Source organism: uncultured Granulicatella sp. (assembly GCF_963515095.1).
Classification (GTDB): domain Bacteria; phylum Bacillota; class Bacilli; order Lactobacillales; family Aerococcaceae; genus Granulicatella.
On record NZ_CAUPXD010000030.1, the window covers coordinates 1 to 23286 of the forward strand.

Below are 23286 nucleotides of genomic sequence, written 5' to 3' on the forward strand. Positions count from 1 at the left end.
GTCCCACAAGTTGTATTGACACTGGTTCGTGTCACAAATGTTTGTGTTTCTTAGAGTTTCTTTTATAAATATTTTTAATCATCTATTCTCTTTTGTAGTATTTTTAATTTTTCTTGTCCTACTTTTAACATTTCCTTTTCAACCTGATTCCACTTTCCAAATAACACCTCTTGTAGAACAGTTGCTGCTGAAATTATATCTTCTTTTGAATCAAAAATACAATTTCTATCTCTTTGATAAATTTGAATTCGTTCAAAAAGTCCAGTTTGTTCCAGTAACTGAGTATTCTGAACTAGATTTTCTACTATCCTATCATGATGTTTTTTTGGTGTTGCTCTAGCTTGTTCTGGGTTAATAGCATATAGTTCCTCATATCGAATAACTGTACTTAAATAAGATAATTCTGGTTTTGTAGCTATCAGAGCCAATTGAACTTTATACCCCTTATTTTGTAATATTTCACTAGTTTTTCTAGGCACTTCAACAGTTCGTAATGTTCCTTCAATTAAAAGATGATATCCCAAATCGCTTAGTTTCTCTACTAGACATTCTACCATCTTCCCTGCAAATTGTTTTGTATATTCAACACAATCTTTTCCATAGTTTTGCTGTAAAATTAAATAACGTGGATGCTGAAATCGAAAACTATCTCCATCTATAATAATGATATTTCCTTGAAACTCTTTTTGTTTAATACGATGAATTGTTGTCTTACCAGCTCCACTTTGACCACCAAGTAAAATTGCTATTGGATTTTTAGTGGATTGCTTACCTCTTATCAACGATCGTATATTGCGTTTCAGTGCGAGTTGAAATTCTTCTTCCGTATACTCTTCAATATCCATCAAGCTACCATCCGTTTCTCTGTGATGCTTATCATACGTTCAATACCATCCAAGTACCCAACATAACGCTCTAACTCTTCAAAACTATTCACTAAATAAATATTGGTATGAATTAAATCAGATAAATCATCACTAATGACAACCCACGGATTACTTTCATCATCAACCTCTATCCCTTGAATATTTTGATAATGATAAAGACGTGCTAATAAATTCGCTCCTCTCTCTTTTACAACTTCAATTTTTAAAGTCAATTCATACTCTTCCATGGGACTTAACATTTTTTCTTCTCCGACAACATCAACATAAGAGACATTTAACTTCTGGCAAATTTTATCAATTAGTTCAATAGAAATAGAACTTATTCCATTTTCGTAACGACTTAAACTATTGCGAGAAACTCCAATCAATTTTGCAAATTCAGGTTGCGTTAACTGATTTTTCTTTCGTAATGCTTTTATATTTTTCCCAATCATAGTTACATCCCCCTATTCGATAAAATCATTATAGCACACAAAAAAATAAAACGCACCAAAATTGGTGCGTTTTATTCTCAATTATATTTTCCATTACGCAAATTGTGCATGATATAAATCAGCATAAATGCCGTTTTTCTTCAATAATTCCTCATGCGTACCATCTTCTGCTAAACCATCTTCTGTTACTACAATAATACGGTCTGCATGTTGAATAGTTGCTAGGCGGTGCGCAATAATAAAAGTCGTTCTTCCTTTTGCAAGTTCATCAAAGGATTGTTGAATGAATTTCTCCGTTTGCGTATCTAATGCACTTGTTGCTTCATCCAAAATTAAAATCGAAGGATTTTTTAAGAAAATACGAGCAATCGATAAACGTTGTTTTTGTCCACCGGATAGTTTTACTCCACGTTCTCCGATTTGAGTATCCAATCCGAACTCTAAATCATCGACAACTTCTCTTAATTTAGAACGCTCAATGGCTTCTTCTACTTCTTCATCTGTTGCATCTAATCGTCCATACAATACATTTTCACGAATCGTTCCATTAAATAAAAATACATCTTGTTGAACAACTCCAATTTGACGTCTTAACGATTGCATTGTAAAGTTTCGAATATCTTGCCCATCGATTAAAATTTCTCCCTCTTGTAATTCATAAAAACGAGGTAATAAATTCACCAACGTTGTTTTCCCTACACCAGAAGGACCTACAAACGCAACGGTTTCTCCCTTCTTCACATCCATTGAAACATGTTCCAAGACTGCTTTATTTTCTTCATATCCAAAACTTACATTACGATAAGAAATATCTCCTTCAAAATGAGGAGCTTCGATTGCATCAGGTCTATCTTGAATATCCGGTTCAATGGCCATTAATTCTTGATAACGACGGAATCCGGCAACTCCTTTTGGATATAATTCAATCATCGAATTCATTTTATCAATAGGTCGAACAAAGACATTTGCTAGTAAAATATACCCCACTAATTCTCCCGCAGTAAGTTGTCCTGTAACAGTAAAATACGAACCTAGCATTAACGTAAATAAATTAATACTACGCATTAATAAATAATTAAACGAACTACTTGAACCCATTGTTTTATAAAACTGAATTTTATTCGTACGATATTCTTGAATTAATCCTTCAAATAATTGTTGTTCATGTTCTTCGTTAGCAAAAGCTTTTACGACACGCATCCCACTTAAAACATTTTCCAAACCTGCAGAATAGTGAGCTAGTCCTTTATAAATTTGACGATTAATAGCTGACATCTTTCGATTAAAAACTGCTAAAGCAACTGCTAAAAATGGAACAAACACTATCGTCCATAAAGCTAGCGTTGGTTGAACTTGATACATCAATACAAACGAACCAATTAACGTCATAATAGCGATAAATAATTCTTCAGGGCCATGATGCGCTAATTCACTAATATCAAATAAATCACTTGATAAACGGCTCAATAATTCACCAATTTTCATATTATCAAAAAATGAAAATGATTGTTTTTGGATATGAGCAAATAAATTTCTTCTCATATCCGTTTCTATATTAATTCCTAATAAATGCCCGAATGATACGACAATATAATTTAACACTGTAGAAGTCGCATATAAAAGTACTAAACTAAATCCTACTACAAGGATAATTCCAACATTTTGTTGTGGTAACACTTCATCAATGACGCGATGAACCATTACGGGAAAGGCTAATTCTAAAATTGCTACAATAACCGCACAAGTAAAGTCTAATAAAAATAATTTTCGATACGGTTTATAATATTTAATAAATTCTTTTAACATGTACTAATTCTCTCCTTTTGCATAATGCATACTACTCCAGTCTTTCCATTTATAAACTAAATGTCCATATAAAACCGTTAAAGCATTCGAAAGTAACATTGCAATCCAAATACCTGTAGCTCCTAACTCTGTTAAGCTTCCTAAAATCCAAATAATTGGTAAACGAGCAACCCATAAACGTCCAATCGACATATTCATGGAATATTTTGTTGCACTACAACCTTGGAAAAATCCACTATACGCTGAAAACATCCCCATAAAGAAGATAATGAATGCTGTGTAATATAAATATTCAACCGCACTATTCCAAAGAATCGTATCCGTTACATCTTTAATAAAAATATGAAGTAAAGCATCTTGCCACATAAAAATAGCGATACTTCCAAAACCAGAAATAAGTAACACCCAAATCAATGCTCGTTTGAAAATCGCATGAGCTCGGTCAAATAATCCTGCACCCATATTTTGCCCAATAATGGCAGTTAAAGCAGAGCCAATTCCCATTTGCGGTTGCGTTAAAATATCTGAAATACGATTGACCATAGAATAAGCTGCAAGAACAGAAGTCCCGTATGACTGAATTAATCCATTTAATACAGTAAAACCAAATGCAGCTCCCCCATATCCAAATGCAGAAGGCCATGCTACTTGTAAAATTTTACGAATAACAGATGTATCATAATCCACTTCATACAATGGAACATGAATAATGGATTCTCTTCTAGTAGCCATAATCGCTAAAAGCCATAATATAATTTTTGCAATTACCGTTGCCCAAGCAGCTCCTTCAATCCCCGCATTTAATCCAGGAATTTGTGTAAAAGGAATCGTTGCAAAAATAAATATCGGATCTAATAGAACATTCGTGATAGATGAAATCGTACTTACCACTGTAATGACCCTTGTTCTACCTTGCGCATTCAGCAATGCTTGATATCCAAAATAGGCAAAATCAAAAAATAAGCCAATAAAATTAATTTTTAAATACGCAGTCGACTTCTCATAAAAGACGCCCCTAGCTCCCATCCATTCCACAAATTGACCAGCAAAAATATAGCCAATCGTTGATAATAGAAAGCCAAAAACAAACGTTAACGCCATCGTATTCCAAGTATATCTCTTCGCCATTTTTAAATCATTTGCTCCAAAATATTGAGCAATAAGAGCCGTTGCTCCAACACTAATTCCCAAACCTACTGAGATAAATAAAAAATTTAACGGCCAAATAAACGCAGTCGCTGCAAAATCTTCAGCAGACAACTGAGCTACATACAATCCATCCGTTAAATTATATAAAGTTCGAATTAAATTATTAATCATTAAAGGAGTGGCAATCGTTAAAATGACTCGATTAATATTTCCACTCGTTATAAAATTTTTTGTATTCTGTTTCTCCATTTTAATCACCTTTAACAGTATACAAGATTTTGAACTATTAAGGTAGTGTTATGGTGTTTCTATAAAAGATAGATTGGATGAAAAATGATTTTTTTATAGTAGTATGCAAATGAAACCGAAGGTTTGCTAGCATCCTTTACTACCATCAAAAAATCCACATCTCACACGAACCCTCGTACAGTCATGAAAAAAGAGAAATAGATTTTTTATAGTAGTATGCACATGAAACCGCAGGTTTGCTGGTGTCCTTTACTACTATATCAAAAAATCCACATCTCATACACCCTCCCATACAGTCACGAAAAAAGAGAAATGGATTTTTTATAGTAGCAAGCACATTAGTAGCCATCAAGTGGCTACTAATGTAAGGAAACTTCGAGACACTAGGCTCGAAGTTTAGGCATGAGACCGAAGGGCTGCTGCCGTCCTTTACTACTATATCAAAAAATCCATTTCTCGCTCACAACAAGAAAAAAAGGCCAAACATCGCTTGACCTTCCAATTACTTTTCTCGAAATTACTTTTTAGTTTCTTTGAAAACAACGTGTTTACGTAATTTTGGAGAATATTTTTTTAATTCTAAACGTTCTGGGTTGTTACGTTTGTTTTTGCTTGTTAAGTATAAACGTTCACCTGTTTCAGCACATTCTAATAAAATGTTGATACGCATGAATGACACCTCTCATTTCCAAATAGATTCAATAACTCATCGATTTTTTTACGATTTGCCTGTTTATAATAACAAAATCCTAGACACTTGTCAATGGCTCTACTACAAATTCCAAATAATTTGTTCATTCGTAAAATTTCAAAGTAGCTTCTAGTCAAAGATCAAAACTAGAAGTTAGTATGAGACAACGTTTTAGTAGTAAATCACTATCATGCAAATGACTTTCTTCACCTTAACGGAACAATATCACCTTATTCGGAATAACATTTTCCATTTAACGGAACAATACTTATTGTCGAAAAATCAGCCACATTTTCTGTTGCTAACCATCCCATTAAATCTCATTCATTCGACAAATCCTAAAATAAATCTCACCGCTTATTCCGCCAATTTTTCCTTAATACTTTCTACATAGTGATATGTTTCGTTTCCTGCAATTCCACCATCACCAACAGCTGTTGTAATTTGTCTTAAATGTTTTTGGCGCACATCCCCTACTGCATAAATGCCAGGAATGCTTGTTTCCATTTTTTCATTTGTGACAATCCAGCCTTCTTCATTTGTAATTCCCAAATCTTTAAACGGCTCTGTCAACGGTAATAATCCAACATAAATAAATACTCCCGCAGCTTCTACTTGAGAAAGTTCCTGAGTTTGAGTATCTCTTAATGTAACATGAGTCACCTTTTGCTCATCTCCTGAAATTTCTTCTACAGCTTTATTCCATAAGAAGTACATTTTTTCATTTGCAAATGCACGATCTTGTAAAATCTTTTGTGCACGTAAGGCATCTCTACGGTGAACAATCGTAACTTTATTCGCAAATTGTGTTAAATACGTCCCTTCTTCAACGGCAGAATCACCTCCACCAATCACTAATAAGTCACTACCTTTGAAGAATGCTCCGTCACATACCGCACAATAAGAAACGCCTCTTCCAGCATATTCTTCTTCACCAGGAACTTCTAATTTACGGTGATAAGAACCCGTCGCAATGACTACTGCATAAGCCGCATAAGATTTTTTACCGGCATGGACAATACGTAAATCTCCATCCACTTCAATCCCACTTACATTTCCATAAGCATATTCTGCACCAAATTGCATTGCACCTTTATACATATTCTCTGCTAAATCTGGTCCACTAATATTTGAAAATCCAGGGTAATTTTCTACATCAGAAGTATTTAAAAGCTCTCCACCAGGAACTCCTTTTTCTAAAATTAATGTTTTTAAATTTGCACGTGAAGCATATAATGCTGCTGTCATTCCTCCAGGACCTGAACCGATAATAATCACATCATAAATTGTTCTTTCTTCCATAGTTACATCTCCTTTACCTTTAGTTATAAAAGAAGACTGAACAAAAACTACTGCCTTTTTGCCATTTTTGTTTGTTCAGTCTTTTAATGTCTATTCTATTCTATTCTATTTTATTCTTTTTCAGTTGATTCAACAACTTTATTGCTTGAAGATTTTCCTTCTAATCGATGAGCTAAATCAATAATATAATCTTTTAGTTCATCCTTAATTTCTGGATGCTCTAACCCGAACTCGATACTTGTAGTCATATAACCAAGTTTATTCCCAACATCATATCTTGTACCTTCAAATTTCTTTGCAAATACACGTTGTGTTTGGTTTAATGTATCAATCGCATCTGTTAATTGAATTTCTCCACCTGCTCCTGGTTCTTGTTTTTCTAAAATATCAAAAATTTCAGGAGTTAATAAATAACGACCAATAATTGCTAAATTACTTGGTGCATCTTCTGGTTTTGGTTTTTCAACAAAATGGCGAACATTATACATATTATCCGCTACTTCACTTTCTGGTTCAATAATTCCATATTTGTTTGTATCTTCCATTGGAATTTCCATTACTGCAATATTAGAGGCATGAGTTTTTTCATACCCTTCAATTAATTGTCTTGTTAATGGCACTTCTGCTTTAACAATATCATCCCCAAGCATTACGACAAATGGTTCTCCACCAATAAAGGCTTTTGCTTGTAATACAGCATCTCCAAGTCCTTTAGGATAAGATTGACGAACAAAGTACAATTTAATTCCTGTTGTTTCTTGGACTAATTCTAATAATTCTGTCTTTCCTTTTGATTCCAAATTCGATTCTAGTTCAATATTAGAATCAAAATGGTCTTCAATTGGACGTTTACTTTTACCCGTAACAATTAAAATTTCTTCAATTCCTGAAGCTAATGCTTCTTCTACAATATATTGAATCGTTGGCTTATCGACAATTGGCAACATTTCTTTTGCCATCGCTTTTGTTGCAGGCAATAATCGTGTTCCTAGACCAGCCGCTGGAATAACTGCTTTTTTTACTCGTTTCATTGTAAACCCTCCAATTGTTTTTGATGTGATTTTAAGGATACTTCTGATTTTCTTTCTCTTTCCATCAATTGTAAAACTTCTGTTTTAATATTTTTCCCATTATATAAAATATTATACACAGCATTTGTAATCGGCATTTCAATTCCTTTTTCCTGTGCTAATTCATAAGCTGCTTTACACGTTTGAACGCCTTCAACAACCATGCCCATATTTTCTAGGACATCTTCTAAAGATTTTCCTTGTCCTAATTGATCCCCTGCACGCCAGTTTCTTGAATGAATACTTGTACAAGTTACAATTAAATCGCCCACTCCGCTTAATCCAATAAATGTTAGAGGATCTGCTCCAAACGCAATTCCTAAACGACTAATTTCTGCTAATCCACGAGTCATTAAAGCTGCCTTAGCATTATCTCCATAGCCTAAACCATGTAAAGCTCCCGCACCAACTGCAATAACATTTTTTAATGCTGCTCCTAATTCCACACCAATAACATCCGTATTTGTATAGACTCTGAAATAAGAATTGCTAAATAATTGTTGGACAACTTTTGCAGAAGATAATTCCTCACATGCAGCTGTTATCGTTGTTAAATCCTTTTTAGCAACTTCTTCCGCATGACTTGGCCCAGAAAGCACGACAATCTCTTCATACTTCTCTTTCGGTAATTCTTGTTTTAAAATCTCAGAAATTCTCAAATAACTTTCTTGTTCTAATCCTTTACTAGCATGAATAATAACAGGATTCCCTTCTAATAAAGGTGCCACTTGTTTTGCTACTAATCGAATGACTTTTGTTGGAAGAACAAACAGAACAGCATTTGCACCTGATAAAGCTTTTGCTAAATCCGTCGTTGCATAAATTTCTTCATTTAAAATCACTTCTGGTAAATATTGATGATTTGTATGCTGTGTATTGATTTCTTCAATTTGAGAAACATGATTGCCCCATAAACATACATCATGACCATTGTCTTTTAAAACCATAGCTAATGCTGTTCCCCAAGAACCCGCTCCTAAAATTGCAATTTTTTGTTTCATAAACTGACTCCTTTAAATCCATAAATCCGATGATTTTGGATCATCAACGGATACATAAGTAGGTCTCTGTGGATGATTTTTTCTTTGCATCCATACCCATATGATGGCTCCAATCACTAAGATTAAAGATAATGCTTGAGAAACACGAATCACTCCAAATAGCCATAAACTATCTGTACGCATTCCTTCAATTACAAAACGACCACATCCATACCAAACCAGATAAGTCGCTGCAATTTCCCCAACTTTAATAGGAGCTTTCTTTCTTAAAATGACTAATAAAATAACTCCTAAAGCTGACCATAACGATTCATATAAAAAAGTTGGATGATAATAAACACCATTAATATTCATTTGCTCAATAATAAAACTTGGTAAGTGAAGATTTTCTAAAAATTGTCTCGTAACTTCTGCTCCATGAGCTTCCTGATTCGTGAAATTTCCCCAACGTCCAATAGACTGTGCTAATAAGACAACAGGCGCTAAAATATCTAGTAATAACGTAAAAGAAACTTCTTCTTTCTTACAAAACCAATACGTTGTTAAAGCTCCACCAATTAATCCACCATAAATGGCAATACCACCTTCCCAAATTTTAATGATATCAATTGGGTTAGCGACATAATGTTTCCATTCAAACAAAACATAATAAAATCTTGCACCTAAAAAGGCTAACGGAATGGCCCAAAATACTAAATCAACTACAAAGTCTTTTCGAAATCCTTTTTTAGTTGCTTCTCTATCGGCTAGAGTAGCTGCAATATAAATGGCAGAAGCAATAATGATGCCATACCAACGAACTTGTAAGCCACCAATTTCAATAGCTATAGGATTAATCGTTTGAAGTAAAAATTCATTCATACAATCGCCTCCTATTGTTCGCTGTTTTCAGCGATTAACTGCTCTAAACGTTCTGTGAATGTTTTTGTAGCATCAAATCCCATTTTTTTCGCACGGAAGTTCATCGCAGCAACTTCTAAAATAATCGAAACATTTCGACCAGTTTTCACAGGAATTCTCATTTTTGGAATGCTTACTCCCATCACTTCAGTTGTTTCAACAGCTCTTCCTAAACGGTCATATTGTTTATCCGGTGTCCAGTTTTCTAAATGCACTAACAAATCTACTTGTTTTGTATCTAAAATAGCTCCTGCACCAAATAATGTCATCACATCAACAATTCCGATTCCACGAATTTCAATTAAATTATTTAAAATTTCAGGTGCTTCCCCTACAAGAGTTAATTCATCATGTTGATATAATTCTACACGGTCATCTGCTACTAAACGGTGACCTTTTTGAACTAATTCTAAGGCTGTTTCAGATTTACCAACGCCACTTTCTCCAGTAATTAGCATTCCAATCCCATACACGTCTACTAATACGCCATGCATAGACATCCGTTCTGCTAATCGACTTTCTAAATAATTCGTTACACTACTCGATACATGAGTTGTTCTTGAGCTTGCTTGTAAAATAGGAATTTTTGCTTCCTCAGCTGCTTGAACTAATTCTTCTGGTGGTAATAATTTTCTAGACACTACAAAGCAAGGTGTTTCTGGCGTACATAATCGGCGCATTGTTTTTAATCTTGTACGTGAAGATAGTTGCTCTGCAAAAGATAATTCTGTTCTTCCTAGTAATTGAATTCTTTCTGCTGGGTAAAAATTAAAATATCCTGCTAACTCTAATCCTGGTCTTGAAATTTCACTCGTTGTAATTTCACGGTCTAAATATTCTAAACCATGTAATGGTTTTAAATGCAATTTTTCAGCAAGTTTTTCTATCGTTACGATTGATTTCATATCATCCCTCATTTTCTACTTATTCTATTCTATCATACCACATTTTTATACTTCTCGGGTAAATTCTATACTAATTCTTTATACATTCTCTTTGAAATTCCATAGAATAACGAATGATTTTAGCAAAAAAATACCGACCTAAATTTAGATTCACTACTCTAATTTTAGGTCGGTCTATTCTAATAATATTCTTCTTCCTTGAAGAAATTTTCAACAAATTTTCTAAAAATATTTAATAACACACTGACAACGATTAACATCCAAAATGATGTCACATGAATTCCTGGAACAATTCCCATCATTAACCAAAGCATTAGCGCATTAATAATTAACATAAACACACCAAAACTTGCAGCAATTAATGGAATAAAGGCAATCATCAAAATCGGTCTCACGACAACATTTAAAATTGATAAAACAATAGCCGCAAACAAAGCTGAGCCCCAATTAGTAACAACAAACTGAGGAAGCAATGCTGCAATGACCATAAATCCAACTGTGTTAATAGCGATTTTTCTTAAAAACATTCCCTTAGAAGTCACTCCAATCAGAATCGTCTTCTTCTACTTTTCGAGCTTCTTTTCTTGGTCGATTGTAAGAATCATAATAATAGTTTTGATTTCTTTGTCTTTTTTCTGATGGCATAATAATCGCTAATAAAATATATAATAAGATTGGCATACCAGACCATGTTAAAAATACAAAGATGACTCTTAAAATACTTGCATCAACGTCTAAATATTCTGCAATTCCCCCAATAACCCCTGCTAGTATACGGTTATCTTTTGATCGCATTAATTTTTTTCTTTTCATAGTGTTCTCCTCTTTACAAATTTATCTCTATTGTACCGAATTTAACGTCACACTTCCAGTCGTTGTTTTCCCTGTAATTCTAACAGGAACTACTTCTTTTTGTCTTCTTAAAACGACTGAATGACTCGTCACTGTTTTTTCATGTTTAATCACTTCATATTGTGCATCATCATAATGTAATTTTCCTAGTGATGTACTTAAAGCTGCTTCTACTTCTAATGATTCTGGTACATCTAATTGTACACTTCCATTTACGGTTTTAGCCATCACTTGTTTGGTATTTGGTGATACTTTTTTCACTTTAATAGAACCATTCACTGTTTTTAGTGTAGCACTTTCTGCTTCTGCATCAAAAATAATATTACCATTTGTTCCATCTAAAATGGAATCTTTGAATTGTCCATCCAATTGTTTAATCGTTCCGTTTTTACTTGTAAGTTCTAACATGGTTCCACTCACATTTTTAACAGAAACTTCTCCATTTTGTGATTCTGCATAAAAATCTTTCCCTGTGAAATCTTTCATTCGAATCCCACTATTCAATCCTTTGACACTGACATAATCATACTCTTTTTCTGGGAAAACAAAAGTGACATCTGCATAAACTTTTTTACTTGGAATAAAGAATTTAAATGTATCGTTCTCTAGACTAACATTCATTCGCTCATTAATATAGTTTTCAATTTCTTCTTGCGTTTCAAATTCTTCATTTAATCGAAATTCTCCTTCAATTGTTACGGTTGATTGAGGAGCAGTTTTCATTTTGATATCCCCATTTGCCACTTTAATTTCAATAATACCAATTTCTCCAAACTCTTCTTCAAAAGCATAAGAGTGACTTGTTTGATAGAAAAATGGAGACATCGTTGAAAAACTTGGATGATCTTTAATCGTAACACTCACATTACGTGCTGTTTCAGCAACTGCCTTAGAAAATTGTCCTGCAAAGCGTCCAATGATTCCTCCTAACTGTGATAAAGAATCACTTGTTGTTTGTTGCCAATCTGTTTCTTCAATTTTTTGTTTTGCTTTTTTGAGTTTTTCATCAAACTCTTCTTTTTTCAATCGTTTCATTTCATCTTGTGCTGTTTTTTTCTCTTCTTCTAAACTTCTTTGTTGAGAACGTAAAATTTCTAACTCTTCAGTAAGTCTTTGTAATTCCATTTCTTGTTCTACCGTTAGTTTATCAAGAGCTTTTGCTGTATGAAGTTCTTCGATTCGTTCTTCTTTTTGTTTCACTTGTTGAGTCACTTGGTTTAATGTTTCAAATTCTTCATCAAATTCACTTGAAAAATTTGTGACAACAGATGCGATACTGTCTAAAACTGTATCGAATCGTTTTTCATCTTCTTTTTGGTAAGTAGTTGCATCTTTTTTCTCTTGCTCACTCACTTTTGAAGATTCCCCTTGATTTTTTCCAAGCTCTTCTAATAAGGAAATCGCTTCTTGCGAGCTAATCACTCCTTTTTTTACTAAATCTAAAATACGTTCTTTTTCATTCATATCGGATTCCTCCATTCATTTTCTAATATCATTTACAAGTCTATTATGCCTTTTTCCATTTTAGATGTCATAGGTCTTAAGTTTGATTCTTAAAAATATATTTTTGTGCAGAGTCTTCTCTTCTATGCTAAAATAAACCTACTATATTGGATAAATGTAAGGAGACTTTATGACGATTGAGTTAAAACCACATGAAAGACTAGATAGATTAGAACGAGAAAATATTGATATTATCCAAAGTTCTGAAGTATTTTCCTTTTCAATTGATGCAGTGTTATTAAGTGATTTTGCTACTATCCCTCATCAAAGAAAAGCAACCATTGTAGATTTATGTACAGGAAATGGAGTCGTCAGCTTTTTACTGAGTGCTAAAACAAACAATAAAATTCTTGGCGTTGAATTACAAGAAGCATTATGTGATATGGCAAATCGAACAATTCAACTCAATCAATTAGAAGAAAAAGTAGAAATAATCCAAGCAGATGTTCGAGAAATTACAACGATACTAAAGAAAGACTCAATCGATTATATTACATGTAATCCTCCTTATTTTAAATTACAAGAACAAGCTCTCGTCAATCAAAAAGAAGCATTCACGATTGCTCGTCATGAAATTTATTTACCGTTAGAAGAATTATTACAAAATATATCCGGATTACTAAAAATGAAAGGCAAAGCCTTTATCGTGCATCGTCCAGATCGTCTGATAGATATTTTAACAACAGCAAGACACTATCGACTAGAACCGAAACGGATCCAATTCATTTATCCAAAAGAAGGAAAAGAAAGCAATATTGTCCTCATCGAACTGATAAAAGACGGACAACCGGGTGGCGTTCGTATTTTACCACCGATTACTATTTTTGATGAAAATAATCAATATACAGATAAATTAAAAGAAGTATTATGGGGTTAATGAAATGGGAACACATTTTATATATGTTGCCTTATGTAAAGATTTCACTTTATATACAGGATACACGACAAACGTAGAAAAAAGAATCATGGCTCATAATAATGGAACAGGAGCTAAATATACAAAAACAAGACGTCCTATTACCCTATTATATGCTAAAGAATATGCTACAAAATCCGAAGCACTGAAAGCAGAATATGCTTTTAAACAACAAACACGTATCCAAAAAATAAACTATCTAACAGGGCAAGGTGTGAAATTTAGAAAAACAGCCAAGCCTATCATTCAATTATTACAACAGGAGGAACTAACATGAGACAAAAAAGTTTTGAAGAATCCCTTTATGGGAAGCTATACTTAATTCCTACTCCAATTGGGAATTTAGACGATATGACTTTTCGTTCCATTAAAACATTACAAGAAGTCGATTTTATTCTTGCGGAAGACACAAGACATACTCAGAAATTATTAAATCATTTTGAAATCCAAACTCCTCAAAAAAGTTTCCATGAACATAACACACAGGAACGGATTCCCTCTGTTATCGAATGGTTAAAAGAAGGGAAAACTATTGCTCAAGTGAGTGATGCCGGAACTCCTTCGATTAGTGATCCCGGATTTGAACTTGTTCAAGCTTGTATTCAAGAAGGAATTACGGTTATTCCATTACCGGGTGCTAATGCTGCGATTACTTCACTCATTGCATCAGGATTAGTTCCTCAACCCTTTTATTTTTATGGATTTCTTCCTAGAAAGAAAAAGGATCGAGTAGCTGAGTTAACTGCTTTATCAAGTCATAGTGAAACAGTCATTTTATATGAGTCTCCTTATCGATTAGACGATTGTTTTAGTCTGATTGCTCAAGTCTATGGTGAAGAAAAAGAAGTCGTTTTATGTCGAGAATTAACCAAAAAGCATGAAGAATTTATTCGTGGAACTGCTATAGAATTGAAAACACTCTGTGAGGAAGAAGAATTGAAAGGCGAATGTTGTATTTTAATTGGGACTACTCATCCGGAAGAGGTGACTACGAGTGTTGCTACGGAAGAGACTGCTTCTTGCGAACATTTAAGTTTAGAAGAACAAGTCCAATGGGCAATGGAACACCAACAACTTTCTCAAAAAGACGCCATTAAATGGGTGGCAAAACAAAACCAACTAAAAAAACAAGACGTTTACAAGTTGATTCACCAAGAATAAGCGAAAAAAAAACGAGAACAGACTTCCTTTAGTTGCAAGGTCGCCAGCAGCCAGCTAACGCTGTCTCATGGCTAAATTTCGAGCCTCGGTCTCGAAATTCCCCTATAATATTATCCAATATACCTATCGGATAATATTATTTTTGCTACTAAAAGAAGTCTGTTCTCGTTTTTATTATGCTTATTCATCTTTTACACAAAAAGCAAAAATCACTAATAAATCATCATAAACAGAATCAATACTTGCACATATTTTGGGATAACTCTTATGTATATTTTCCAGAAACTCCTTATAATCCTCTTTGTTTCAATGATTTCAACAATACTTTATAGTACTCAGAAGATACTGTAGGATAAATGTCATCATCACAGAACACTGCATAACGAGATTGAATGTTTCTTTAACAGAGTTTTCTACTTGTTTTGTGATATTTGTTACTGTAATGATAAGCAAAAATATTAAAATCCATTACAACCGTTTAAATTGACAACAAAAAACTAAATTTAGTATTATAAGTATACATTAGAGATGCGGCAACGCAGGCTCTACGGATAACATACTTCAGAGAGATTTTAAATCGGCTCTGCATCAAGGCACCTAGAAATAGGTGTCTTTCTTATTTTATTTATTCTGTAACCTTCTCATGCCATTCAAATTATGGTGAATCCTACCGTTCAAAGGGTGTATTGAGTGAGTAAAATTGAACATTTTTAAATTCCCACTTTTGTACATTTTTAGATTAACGTTTGTAACCTCAAGTGCTTTTTTCTTATGTTGTTAATTCAAAATAAAAAACTAGAACAGACTTCTTTTAGTAGCAAAAGTAATATTATCCGATATATATCGGATAATATTACAGGGAAATTTCGAGACCAAGGCTCGAAATTTAGCCATGAGACAGCGTTAGCTGGCTTCTGGCGACCTTGCAACTAAAGGAAGTCTGTTCTAATTTTTATTATTCTTATTCATCTTTTACACAGATACTGAAAAATTCGCACCACTAAATTTTATTTGCATCTTGTTTAAACAAGATTATTTCAAAATCCAATTATATTTTTGTCAATTGTCCGTATCTATCATTCCTGCTTTTTTCATGGAAGTTAGTATATACTCTATCTTATTGTCTTTATTTATAAACGTAAATAAAAAATACAGAAAAAGCTTTTTTAGTAGCATCAGTAAAATAATCCAATATAAATATTGGATTATTTTACAGGGAGAATTCGAGACCTTGGCTCGAATTCTAGCCATGAGACTCGCATAGCGAGGCTGCTGGCGACCTTGCAACTAAAAAAGCTATTTCTGTATTTTTATTCATAATCGTTATAACCGTCGGTACACATTATACAAATTGATAAATAGTAATAAAATCATCAATAAATGATAACAGGTTAGTACTTGTTGGTGAGTTAATTTTTTTTGAATTTTTGTTCCAAAATATCCACCTAGAAATGCAAAAACAATAATCAACACCACTAATAACCCATTCCACTCAATCTGATGCAAATGCGTCACAATGGAACCCATTTTCATAATCTGCGCGAAGAAAATCATTTGAATCGAATAAAATGCTGCTTCTTTTGATTTCATTGAAAAGAAATATAATAACAGCACAATATTCAAAGGCCCTCCCCCAATTCCAAGGAAAACAGATACTAAACCTACACTCCACCCTAAAACCATAATCCCAAACAATTGGTTTAAGGTGTGAGTCGCAATTTTTTCTTGGAAAAAGGCATATATAATAATTCCCAGTAGAATGATGACTAATAAAATCGATTGAGATAAACTCACCAGTCGATTCCCCCAATATTGTAAAGCCATCTGGAAAATTTGTTCCCCAGATAATCCTCCCAAAATTGATCCTATCGAAAGTCCAAATGCAATTTTTCGCTGACTATTTTTTACATCATCCCATCTTTTATAGAGCGAAACTATACACATGGAAAATACTGCAATTGTCGAATACACACTAATCATCGCTGCTTGATCTAACCCAACAAAATCAAAAACCGGTTTAATAATAATTCCTCCACCTAATCCCGTTATTGCGCCAATAAAGGTCGCAATCCAGACGATGATGCTATAGATTGCTACGTACATATGATTCCTCCTCAAAACGGACACAACGAAATCCCATATGACTTGTTGTAGACGTTACAAAGGCGCCATTTCTAGCAGCAACTCGATATCGATTACAATAAGAACAATGACATAAAAATGATCCCCCACGAATGGCAAATTCTCCACTAGGTTGTATCGAATCTAAGGAAATTCTCTCTTCTACTAAAGGTAAAACAATTCCTCTTGGATGACTACACCATTCCCAAACATTTCCAATCATTTGATATAATCCAAAATCATTCGGTTCAAAAGAATACACAGGAGCTGTTCCCACGAATCCGTCTAATGCGTCATTGACATTTGGAAAATCTCCTTGCCATGTATTCGCACGATAGCCTGATTCAGGTACTAAATCCTCTCCCCAAGGATATGTACTTGTACTCATTGCTCTAGCTGCATATTCCCATTGCACTTCAGTTGGCAATTGCACCTTTGCCCATCGACAATATGCAATAGCATCTTCTAATGCAATATGAACAACTGGGTGGTCTTCAATTCCCTCTATACTAGAACCTTCTCCAAATGGCTGTGCCCAATGAGCATTTGGCACGACTTTCCACCAAGGAGATCCTGTTACATGAGGATAATTCTCCCTTTTTTCCTCAGGCAACAATAAATGAAATACATAGGAATCCCCTATTCTCTCCGCTAAAGTTTGATAACCAGTGGCTTGTACAAATTCTAAAAATTCTGCATTCGTCACCGGAGTTTTCGCCATTTCAAATGCATGAACTTCTTTTTCTACAGCTGGGCCTTCATAATCTTCTACAAATCCTTGATGAGTAGAATCTCCCATTAAGAATTTCCCTGCTGGTATTTGAACAAATTCCATTATGCCTCCTCCTTATAAAGAGTCGCACGAATCGCTTCTACTGGCACTTGATGTAATTGTCCATCTTTTACAAATCCTTCCGGACGATTTTGTAAATATTGCACAAGTTTCGCTGTTAACTCTTCAATAACTGGAGCATAACTTTCTTCTGTTATTAGATTTTTCATTTCATGTGGATCCGTTGGCATATGGAATAATTGATATTCATTTTTTACAGGATACCAAATGAATTTCCAATCTTGAGTTAAGACAAATTGACAAGAGTCGATTCCCTTACTATGTTCCCCATGGAAATCTTGTCTCCAACCTTCATAATGTCCAAATAATAATTGCTTCACACTCTTTCCATCCACTTCTACTTGTTCTCCAAGCGCTAAATCAACTAATGAAGGGAAAATGTCTTGTAATTTTACTAATTGCTTAATTGTTTTATGACTGGCTGCAATAATATTCCCTGGATCATAAATAAATGATGGAACTTTAATACTTCCTTGATAAGGATAGGCTTTTCTAAATAAATAATGTTCTCCTAATTGATCCCCATGATCGGATACAAACCAAATAATGGTATTTTTATCTAAATCAAATTCTTGCAATGCTGTTAAGAAACGGCTAATTTGATTATCGATATGAGAAACTAAGCCATAATAAGCTGCTAACATTCTTTTTTGCGCATCCGGTTTTAATTTCCCCCGATGAGCATATAAGTCTGGTATTTTTTCTTCTAATCGTTCCCAGTTTCCAATATGCAAATCTGTTTCGTCGGGCAATGCATTCATATATAAATCATAAAAATATTTTGGAGGATTTAAAGGTGCATGAGGTTTTTCAAATGACATTTTTAAGAAAAATGGCACAGAAGGATCTCGACGTTTTAAAAATTGAATCGACTCGCTAACTACCCAGTTTGTTGGATGATATTTTTCTGGCAATTCCCATGGACGAACATCCCACGAATTACAATTGACACCATCATCAATCATATCAATATCGTGACCTAATTCTTTTTTCAAAAATTCTAAATAGTCACTTGAAGCTTCAAAATTCTGTCCATAAGATTTGTCATATTTTCGATCGACATGTAAATAGCCATCGTGTAATACGACATGGTCAAATCCCATTCTTTTTCTTGAAGGGTAAACGTGCATTTTCCCAATACACTCTGTTTGGTATCCCCAATCTCTAAATGTTTGAGGTAATGTATTCGTATAATTCCAAGGAACTTCGTCTTCATATCCTACACGACCAGTAGAAGATTGATCCATTCCGGTTAATAAGGCTGCACGTGCTGGTACACAACTCGGAACAGGAGAATAGGCTTGTTCGAAATTATATCCCAAAGAAGCCATCATATCTAAAGTTGGTGTTATCGCAAAATGGTTTGGATCATTAAAAGATAGCGCATCAGCTCTCATTTGATCCACCATTAATAAAATAACATTTGGTTTTTGTTTCATATCTTTCACTCCTATTTCTTACGTATGTTTATTATATACGATTGTATTTTTGATAGAAAGATGAAGTATGCATAATATATTGCTTCTTTTTATCAAGATATTGTTTTCTTTAACAAAAACGAATACTAGCAACTGATGCATTTTCTATTAGTAGCAAGGTCGCCAGCAGCCTCGCTTTGCGAGTCTCATGGCTAAACTTTGAGCCTGGGTCTCAAAGTTTCCCTGTAATATAAGCCATTTCACGGCTTATATTACTTTTGCTACGATGAAAATTCCTTGTATTCTAGTATTCTACGTACTTTACATATCTAGGAAAATATCATGTTTATAAAGATTTTATCCAATGAATAAGAGCATACAAAACATTTTCACTGTAGCATCAGTCATATAAGCCTGTTTGGCTTATATGACAGGGGAAATTCGAGACATTAGGCTCGAATTTTAGCCATGAGACAGCGTAAGCTGGCTGCTGGCGACCTTGCTACTATTGGAAAATAGTTTGTATGCTCTTATTCTTCGTACTTTACATATACTAATTTTTATTGTTTTTCACTAAATAAAATTTCGGTACAAAACATGCAGTTTTCATCATTATCACGACGTTTCCCATAATAAAAATTACAAATATGGAATCCTTGGTCGTAAATATTTTCTAAATTAATTAATGACTGACTGCGTTTTTTCTTTTGTTCCACCTGCTCATTTGATTGATCCGTTGGAACTGTTTCGTCGATGGTATCTAATCGTTCTTTTAAGTGAAGATTTTCCATCGTTAAATTATGATTTTCTTCAATGACCACTTGTAATTCTTGACTAATTTCTTCTAACAATTCTAATTGTTGATGAACTTGTCTTTTTAATTGTTCTACTCGGTCATATAATTGACGATTCGTCATACCATCTCTCCTTTCTTACTAAGGAATCATTAATACCCATTGTTCTAGGGCAGCTTGTATTCCTACATTTGATTGCACTTTTTCTAACACTTTACTCGTCTTTTCATGTAATTCAATCCATTTTTGCACAGATAACTGATTCGCAATAGTTTGCAAGGTAGCTGCTTTATCTTTTTGAATGATTTGCTCTTTAGCACCTATCGCCATATAAAGAGAATCTCTCACATAAATGGGTAACAATTCTAAAAATCGTTGACCTTCAGCCTTTGAAGTCAGTAACGGCATCATTTGAGACTGAATCGTTACAAATGCCATCGAACGATTTTGGAACACTCGTGTATACCATTGCCAACTATCTTGACGCAATTGTTGGAATGATTCACTATTGGCTAATTCTAACGCCTCGTCCAAATCACTTGTCAGTGTTACTAATAAGCGAGAAACCGAAGGAATAACTCCTGCTTCTTCTAATTGAGTCGTCAAAGTTTCCATAATAGGCGTTGCAAAATGAACAATTTGACAGCGTGATTGAATCGTTGGTAATACTTTGCTAAGTCGGCTTGTTAATAATAAAAATAATATCGAAGATTCTGGTTCTTCTAAAAATTTTAACAAGCTATTGGCACCACCCGTTGTTAATGTATCCACATCATGGATGATACAGACTTTCATATGTCCTTCCATCGCCGTCTTCGATAATTGTTGTTTCAATTCTCGTATTTGATCCACTTTTAACGATTGCCCGTCAGGAGTAATCTCCATAACATCAGGGAAATTTCTCTCATCGATTCTTCGGCAATAATCACACTTTAGGCAAGGTTCTTCATCCTCAGCTCGTTCTTGGCAAAATACTAATTTGGCAAGAAATAGGGCTAGCTCTCTTTTTCCAACCCCTTGCATTCCTTCAAATAAATACGCATGACCTAAGCGATTCTTTTGAACTGCATGAATAAAAGATTGCTTCAACATCTTCATACTAGAAACGATAGAAAGCATCTACCGGAACAACAAATACTGTTGCACCACCTACACGAATTGGAACTGGCATCGACATTCCTGCTTCTAATGTTGTATCTAAGTGTACTGGCGGAGTTGTTAATTGTTCTCTTGATTCACAGTTTTCACGAATAATCGATAAAACTTCTTCCACACGTTCTTCTTCAATCCCTACTAGGAATGTTGTATTTCCTGCTCGTAAAAATCCACCTGTAGTAGATAAACGAGTTGCACGAATATTTGCATTTGCAAATTCATCGCTTAATAAATGACTATCTTTGTCTTGTACAATTGCAATAATTAATTTCATATTATCTCTCTCCATTCGTAAAATATTCTGGATAACGGTCTACTAAAGCTGTTAAACATTCCTGCACAACTTCATCCACTGTTTTAGTTGCATCAATTTGGATAAAACGTTCAGGATCTGTTGGAATAATATCCAAGTATCCTTGACGAACCATTTGGTGGAATTGTAGTCCTTCTTGATCTAATCGGTCAAATTGACGATTTCCTTTCGCTAAATGAATTCTTTCTAATCCAATTTCAGCTGGAACATCTAAATATAATGTCACATCTGGTGTTTTTCCTGCTGTTGCAAATTGATTTAATTGATACACTTCTTCAACACCAATACCACGAGCTACCCCTTGGTAAACTAATGAACTATCTACAAAGCGGTCACAAAATACAATGCCACCTTTTTCTAAATTCGGTAAAATTCGATCCGTTAAATGTTGTCTTCTGGCAGCTGCATATAAAATCGCTTCTGTTCGAACATCCATTTCTACATTTTGAACATCTAAAATAATTTGTCGAATATCTTCTGCAATTCGACTTCCTCCAGGTTCTCGAGTAGAAGTAATGGTCACATTTGTTCGTTCTTCTAATAATGGAATAAGCTTTTCAATCACAGTTGTTTTTCCTGCTCCATCTGGGCCTTCCATTGTAATAAATAATCCCGGCACAATACTCCTCCTAGTTTCGCAAATTCTATTTCATTTTATCATATTTTCCAATGAACTTAAATTCAAAACTGAATATTCGATTAAAAATTGAGAAACCGAGAGCCATCTGTTCAATAGAAAAACTTCCTTATTTAGCAACTTCACCTTGCCAAGCATTCATTCCACCAGTTACATTCACCACTTCAAACCCTTGTGCTTCCAAAAATTCGCATGCTCTAGCAGAACGACCACCTGCTTGGCAAACGACATAATAAGGTTGATTTTTATCTAAATTTGTGTAGTTTGTTCCTAATTCACTTAATGGAAAATTGTCTGCTCCTGAAATATGACCAGATTGATACTCATCTTTTTCACGAACATCAATTAAAACAACTTCCTCTGATTGGTTTACTTTTTGAAATTCTGCTGCTGTAATATTTTTCATCTTCCTAACCCCTTTTAATAGTCTGTTTTCTTTGATTTTAACATATTACATATACTTGTCCTACTTATGAGTCTTGTAAAAAATACCTAGATAGACTCTAGGTGCTCCTTATCGAATTGGTAAACCTTTAGCGTACACCACTTTTTGCTTCTGCAAGTGTCATTTTGTTTGGTCCACCATCACTATTTATAATTCCCGTATTCTGCCAATGACAAACATCACAAATATCATAGTCCATCACTTCCTGTCCACAAACAGGGCAATGAAGCCATAGTTCGCCATCAATTCTCCATGTTTTTTGAGAATTTTCCATCGTAATACTCCTCTTCATCACATCTTACTTCCAATAATGAAAACCCTTAATTACTATTATATCAGAAAAAAATATTAAAAATAAGACTGTTTTTTTGAGAAAAAAAAGAATACACTACAAGTGAAATAGAAAAATAAGGGGGAGAATGAAATGAAAAAACTAATCATTTTTATTTTGGGTATACTTACTTTTTTTCTTATTAAATATTTAATTTTTAAATGAAATGAATTATGACCACCCGTCTAACGGGTGGTTTATTTGTCACTCAATGAAAAAACACCCTGTGGTATAACCACAGAGTGTCGAAATGTTGATATATAAAATATTAACGTTAGATATTCTTTCTAAATTACTTAACTCCACAGCTCATACAAATTTGTCGCTATAGAAAGAAAGGCAGCAGAAATGAATTATTTATACTCTGGATACCACTTCAAATCACGAACTGCT

At 34.0% G+C, this 23286-nt stretch carries 24 protein-coding genes and 1 pseudogene; 3 read left to right on the plus strand and 22 right to left on the minus strand.

What is annotated here, in order from left to right; translation table 11 throughout:
* Positions 1–74: 74 nt before the first annotated feature.
* The 13 genes from RWL86_RS06820 to RWL86_RS06880 form a co-directional block, all read right to left on the minus strand.
* Positions 75–845, minus strand: a complete 771-nt coding sequence (locus RWL86_RS06820; protein WP_314078244.1) for a zeta toxin family protein — start codon at positions 843–845, stop codon at positions 75–77.
* A complete protein-coding gene (pezA, locus tag RWL86_RS06825) occupies positions 845–1321 on the minus strand; it encodes a type II toxin-antitoxin system antitoxin PezA (RefSeq protein WP_314078247.1) in 477 nt (158 codons plus the stop codon). Before pezA ends, RWL86_RS06820 begins: the two co-directional genes overlap by 1 nt.
* A 93-nt stretch (positions 1322–1414) precedes the next feature.
* Complete coding sequence (locus RWL86_RS06830) at positions 1415–3127, minus strand: ABC transporter ATP-binding protein (RefSeq protein WP_314078250.1); 1713 nt, start codon at positions 3125–3127, stop codon at positions 1415–1417.
* A 3-nt stretch (positions 3128–3130) separates the two neighbouring features.
* A complete protein-coding gene (locus RWL86_RS06835) occupies positions 3131–4525 on the minus strand; it encodes an MATE family efflux transporter (protein ID WP_314078252.1) in 1395 nt (464 codons plus the stop codon).
* Between the two features lie 517 nt (positions 4526–5042).
* Positions 5043–5195, minus strand: coding sequence for a 50S ribosomal protein L33 (rpmG, locus tag RWL86_RS06840; protein WP_005607156.1), 153 nt, complete (start codon positions 5193–5195; stop codon positions 5043–5045).
* A gap of 378 nt (positions 5196–5573) precedes the next feature.
* Positions 5574–6518, minus strand: a complete 945-nt coding sequence (gene trxB / locus RWL86_RS06845) for a thioredoxin-disulfide reductase (protein WP_314078255.1) — start codon at positions 6516–6518, stop codon at positions 5574–5576.
* A gap of 110 nt (positions 6519–6628) precedes the next feature.
* Positions 6629–7549 (minus strand): UTP--glucose-1-phosphate uridylyltransferase GalU, encoded by a 921-nt coding sequence (gene galU / locus RWL86_RS06850; RefSeq protein ID WP_314078257.1) that lies wholly within the window; start codon positions 7547–7549, stop codon positions 6629–6631.
* Positions 7546–8589 carry an NAD(P)H-dependent glycerol-3-phosphate dehydrogenase gene (locus tag RWL86_RS06855; protein WP_314078258.1) on the minus strand — a complete coding sequence of 348 codons (1044 nt, stop codon included), beginning with the start codon at positions 8587–8589 and terminating at the stop codon, positions 7546–7548. Before RWL86_RS06855 ends, galU begins: the two co-directional genes overlap by 4 nt.
* Before the next feature lie 12 nt (positions 8590–8601).
* A complete protein-coding gene (lgt, locus tag RWL86_RS06860) occupies positions 8602–9450 on the minus strand; it encodes a prolipoprotein diacylglyceryl transferase (RefSeq protein WP_314078260.1) in 849 nt (282 codons plus the stop codon).
* An 11-nt stretch (positions 9451–9461) separates the two neighbouring features.
* On the minus strand, positions 9462–10394 hold the full coding sequence (gene hprK, locus RWL86_RS06865; protein ID WP_314078262.1) for an HPr(Ser) kinase/phosphatase: 933 nt from the start codon (positions 10392–10394) through the stop codon (positions 9462–9464).
* A 179-nt stretch (positions 10395–10573) separates the two neighbouring features.
* Positions 10574–10921, minus strand: a complete 348-nt coding sequence (locus tag RWL86_RS06870; protein WP_314078264.1) for a phage holin family protein — start codon at positions 10919–10921, stop codon at positions 10574–10576.
* A 4-nt stretch (positions 10922–10925) separates the two neighbouring features.
* Positions 10926–11207: a PspC domain-containing protein gene (locus RWL86_RS06875; protein ID WP_314078265.1), complete on the minus strand. Its 282-nt coding sequence runs from the start codon at positions 11205–11207 to the stop codon at positions 10926–10928.
* A 27-nt stretch (positions 11208–11234) separates the two neighbouring features.
* Positions 11235–12710, minus strand: a complete 1476-nt coding sequence (locus RWL86_RS06880; protein WP_314078266.1) for a DUF4097 family beta strand repeat-containing protein — start codon at positions 12708–12710, stop codon at positions 11235–11237.
* Positions 12711–12879: 169 nt separating this feature from the next.
* Between RWL86_RS06880 and RWL86_RS06885 the strand changes: the two genes are divergently transcribed.
* The 3 genes from RWL86_RS06885 to rsmI are packed head-to-tail and all read left to right on the plus strand — an operon-like array spanning position 12880 to position 14826.
* Positions 12880–13626 (plus strand): tRNA1(Val) (adenine(37)-N6)-methyltransferase, encoded by a 747-nt coding sequence (locus RWL86_RS06885; protein ID WP_314078267.1) that lies wholly within the window; start codon positions 12880–12882, stop codon positions 13624–13626.
* Positions 13627–13630: 4 nt separating this feature from the next.
* Positions 13631–13942 carry a GIY-YIG nuclease family protein gene (locus RWL86_RS06890; protein WP_314078269.1) on the plus strand — a complete coding sequence of 104 codons (312 nt, stop codon included), beginning with the start codon at positions 13631–13633 and terminating at the stop codon, positions 13940–13942.
* Positions 13939–14826 carry a 16S rRNA (cytidine(1402)-2'-O)-methyltransferase gene (gene rsmI / locus RWL86_RS06895; protein ID WP_314078272.1) on the plus strand — a complete coding sequence of 296 codons (888 nt, stop codon included), beginning with the start codon at positions 13939–13941 and terminating at the stop codon, positions 14824–14826. The genes RWL86_RS06890 and rsmI overlap by 4 nt, the downstream gene beginning before the upstream one ends.
* A 1323-nt stretch (positions 14827–16149) precedes the next feature.
* On the opposite strand, the gene RWL86_RS06900 is transcribed toward rsmI, so the two are convergent.
* The 9 genes and pseudogenes from RWL86_RS06900 to RWL86_RS06940 form a co-directional block, all read right to left on the minus strand.
* On the minus strand, positions 16150–16929 hold the full coding sequence (locus tag RWL86_RS06900; protein ID WP_314078273.1) for a sulfite exporter TauE/SafE family protein: 780 nt from the start codon (positions 16927–16929) through the stop codon (positions 16150–16152).
* Complete coding sequence (locus RWL86_RS06905; RefSeq protein ID WP_314078274.1) at positions 16910–17782, minus strand: formylglycine-generating enzyme family protein; 873 nt, start codon at positions 17780–17782, stop codon at positions 16910–16912. The genes RWL86_RS06900 and RWL86_RS06905 overlap by 20 nt, the downstream gene beginning before the upstream one ends.
* A complete protein-coding gene (locus RWL86_RS06910; RefSeq protein WP_399534620.1) occupies positions 17782–19239 on the minus strand; it encodes an arylsulfatase in 1458 nt (485 codons plus the stop codon). The genes RWL86_RS06905 and RWL86_RS06910 overlap by 1 nt, the downstream gene beginning before the upstream one ends.
* A 539-nt stretch (positions 19240–19778) precedes the next feature.
* Positions 19779–20135 (minus strand): initiation control protein YabA, encoded by a 357-nt coding sequence (locus tag RWL86_RS06915; protein WP_314078279.1) that lies wholly within the window; start codon positions 20133–20135, stop codon positions 19779–19781.
* A gap of 18 nt (positions 20136–20153) precedes the next feature.
* Positions 20154–21131, minus strand: a complete 978-nt coding sequence (gene holB / locus RWL86_RS06920) for a DNA polymerase III subunit delta' (protein ID WP_314078282.1) — start codon at positions 21129–21131, stop codon at positions 20154–20156.
* Positions 21112–21441 carry a cyclic-di-AMP receptor gene (locus RWL86_RS06925; RefSeq protein ID WP_227930835.1) on the minus strand — a complete coding sequence of 110 codons (330 nt, stop codon included), beginning with the start codon at positions 21439–21441 and terminating at the stop codon, positions 21112–21114. Before RWL86_RS06925 ends, holB begins: the two co-directional genes overlap by 20 nt.
* Position 21442: 1 nt before the next feature.
* Positions 21443–22099: a dTMP kinase gene (gene tmk, locus RWL86_RS06930; protein ID WP_314078286.1), complete on the minus strand. Its 657-nt coding sequence runs from the start codon at positions 22097–22099 to the stop codon at positions 21443–21445.
* 127 nt (positions 22100–22226) lie between these two features.
* Positions 22227–22523, minus strand: a complete 297-nt coding sequence (locus RWL86_RS06935) for a rhodanese-like domain-containing protein (RefSeq protein WP_314078287.1) — start codon at positions 22521–22523, stop codon at positions 22227–22229.
* Between the two features lie 108 nt (positions 22524–22631).
* Positions 22632–22836, minus strand: a pseudogene (locus tag RWL86_RS06940) (CPCC family cysteine-rich protein).
* Positions 22837–23286: the final 450 nt, after the last annotated feature.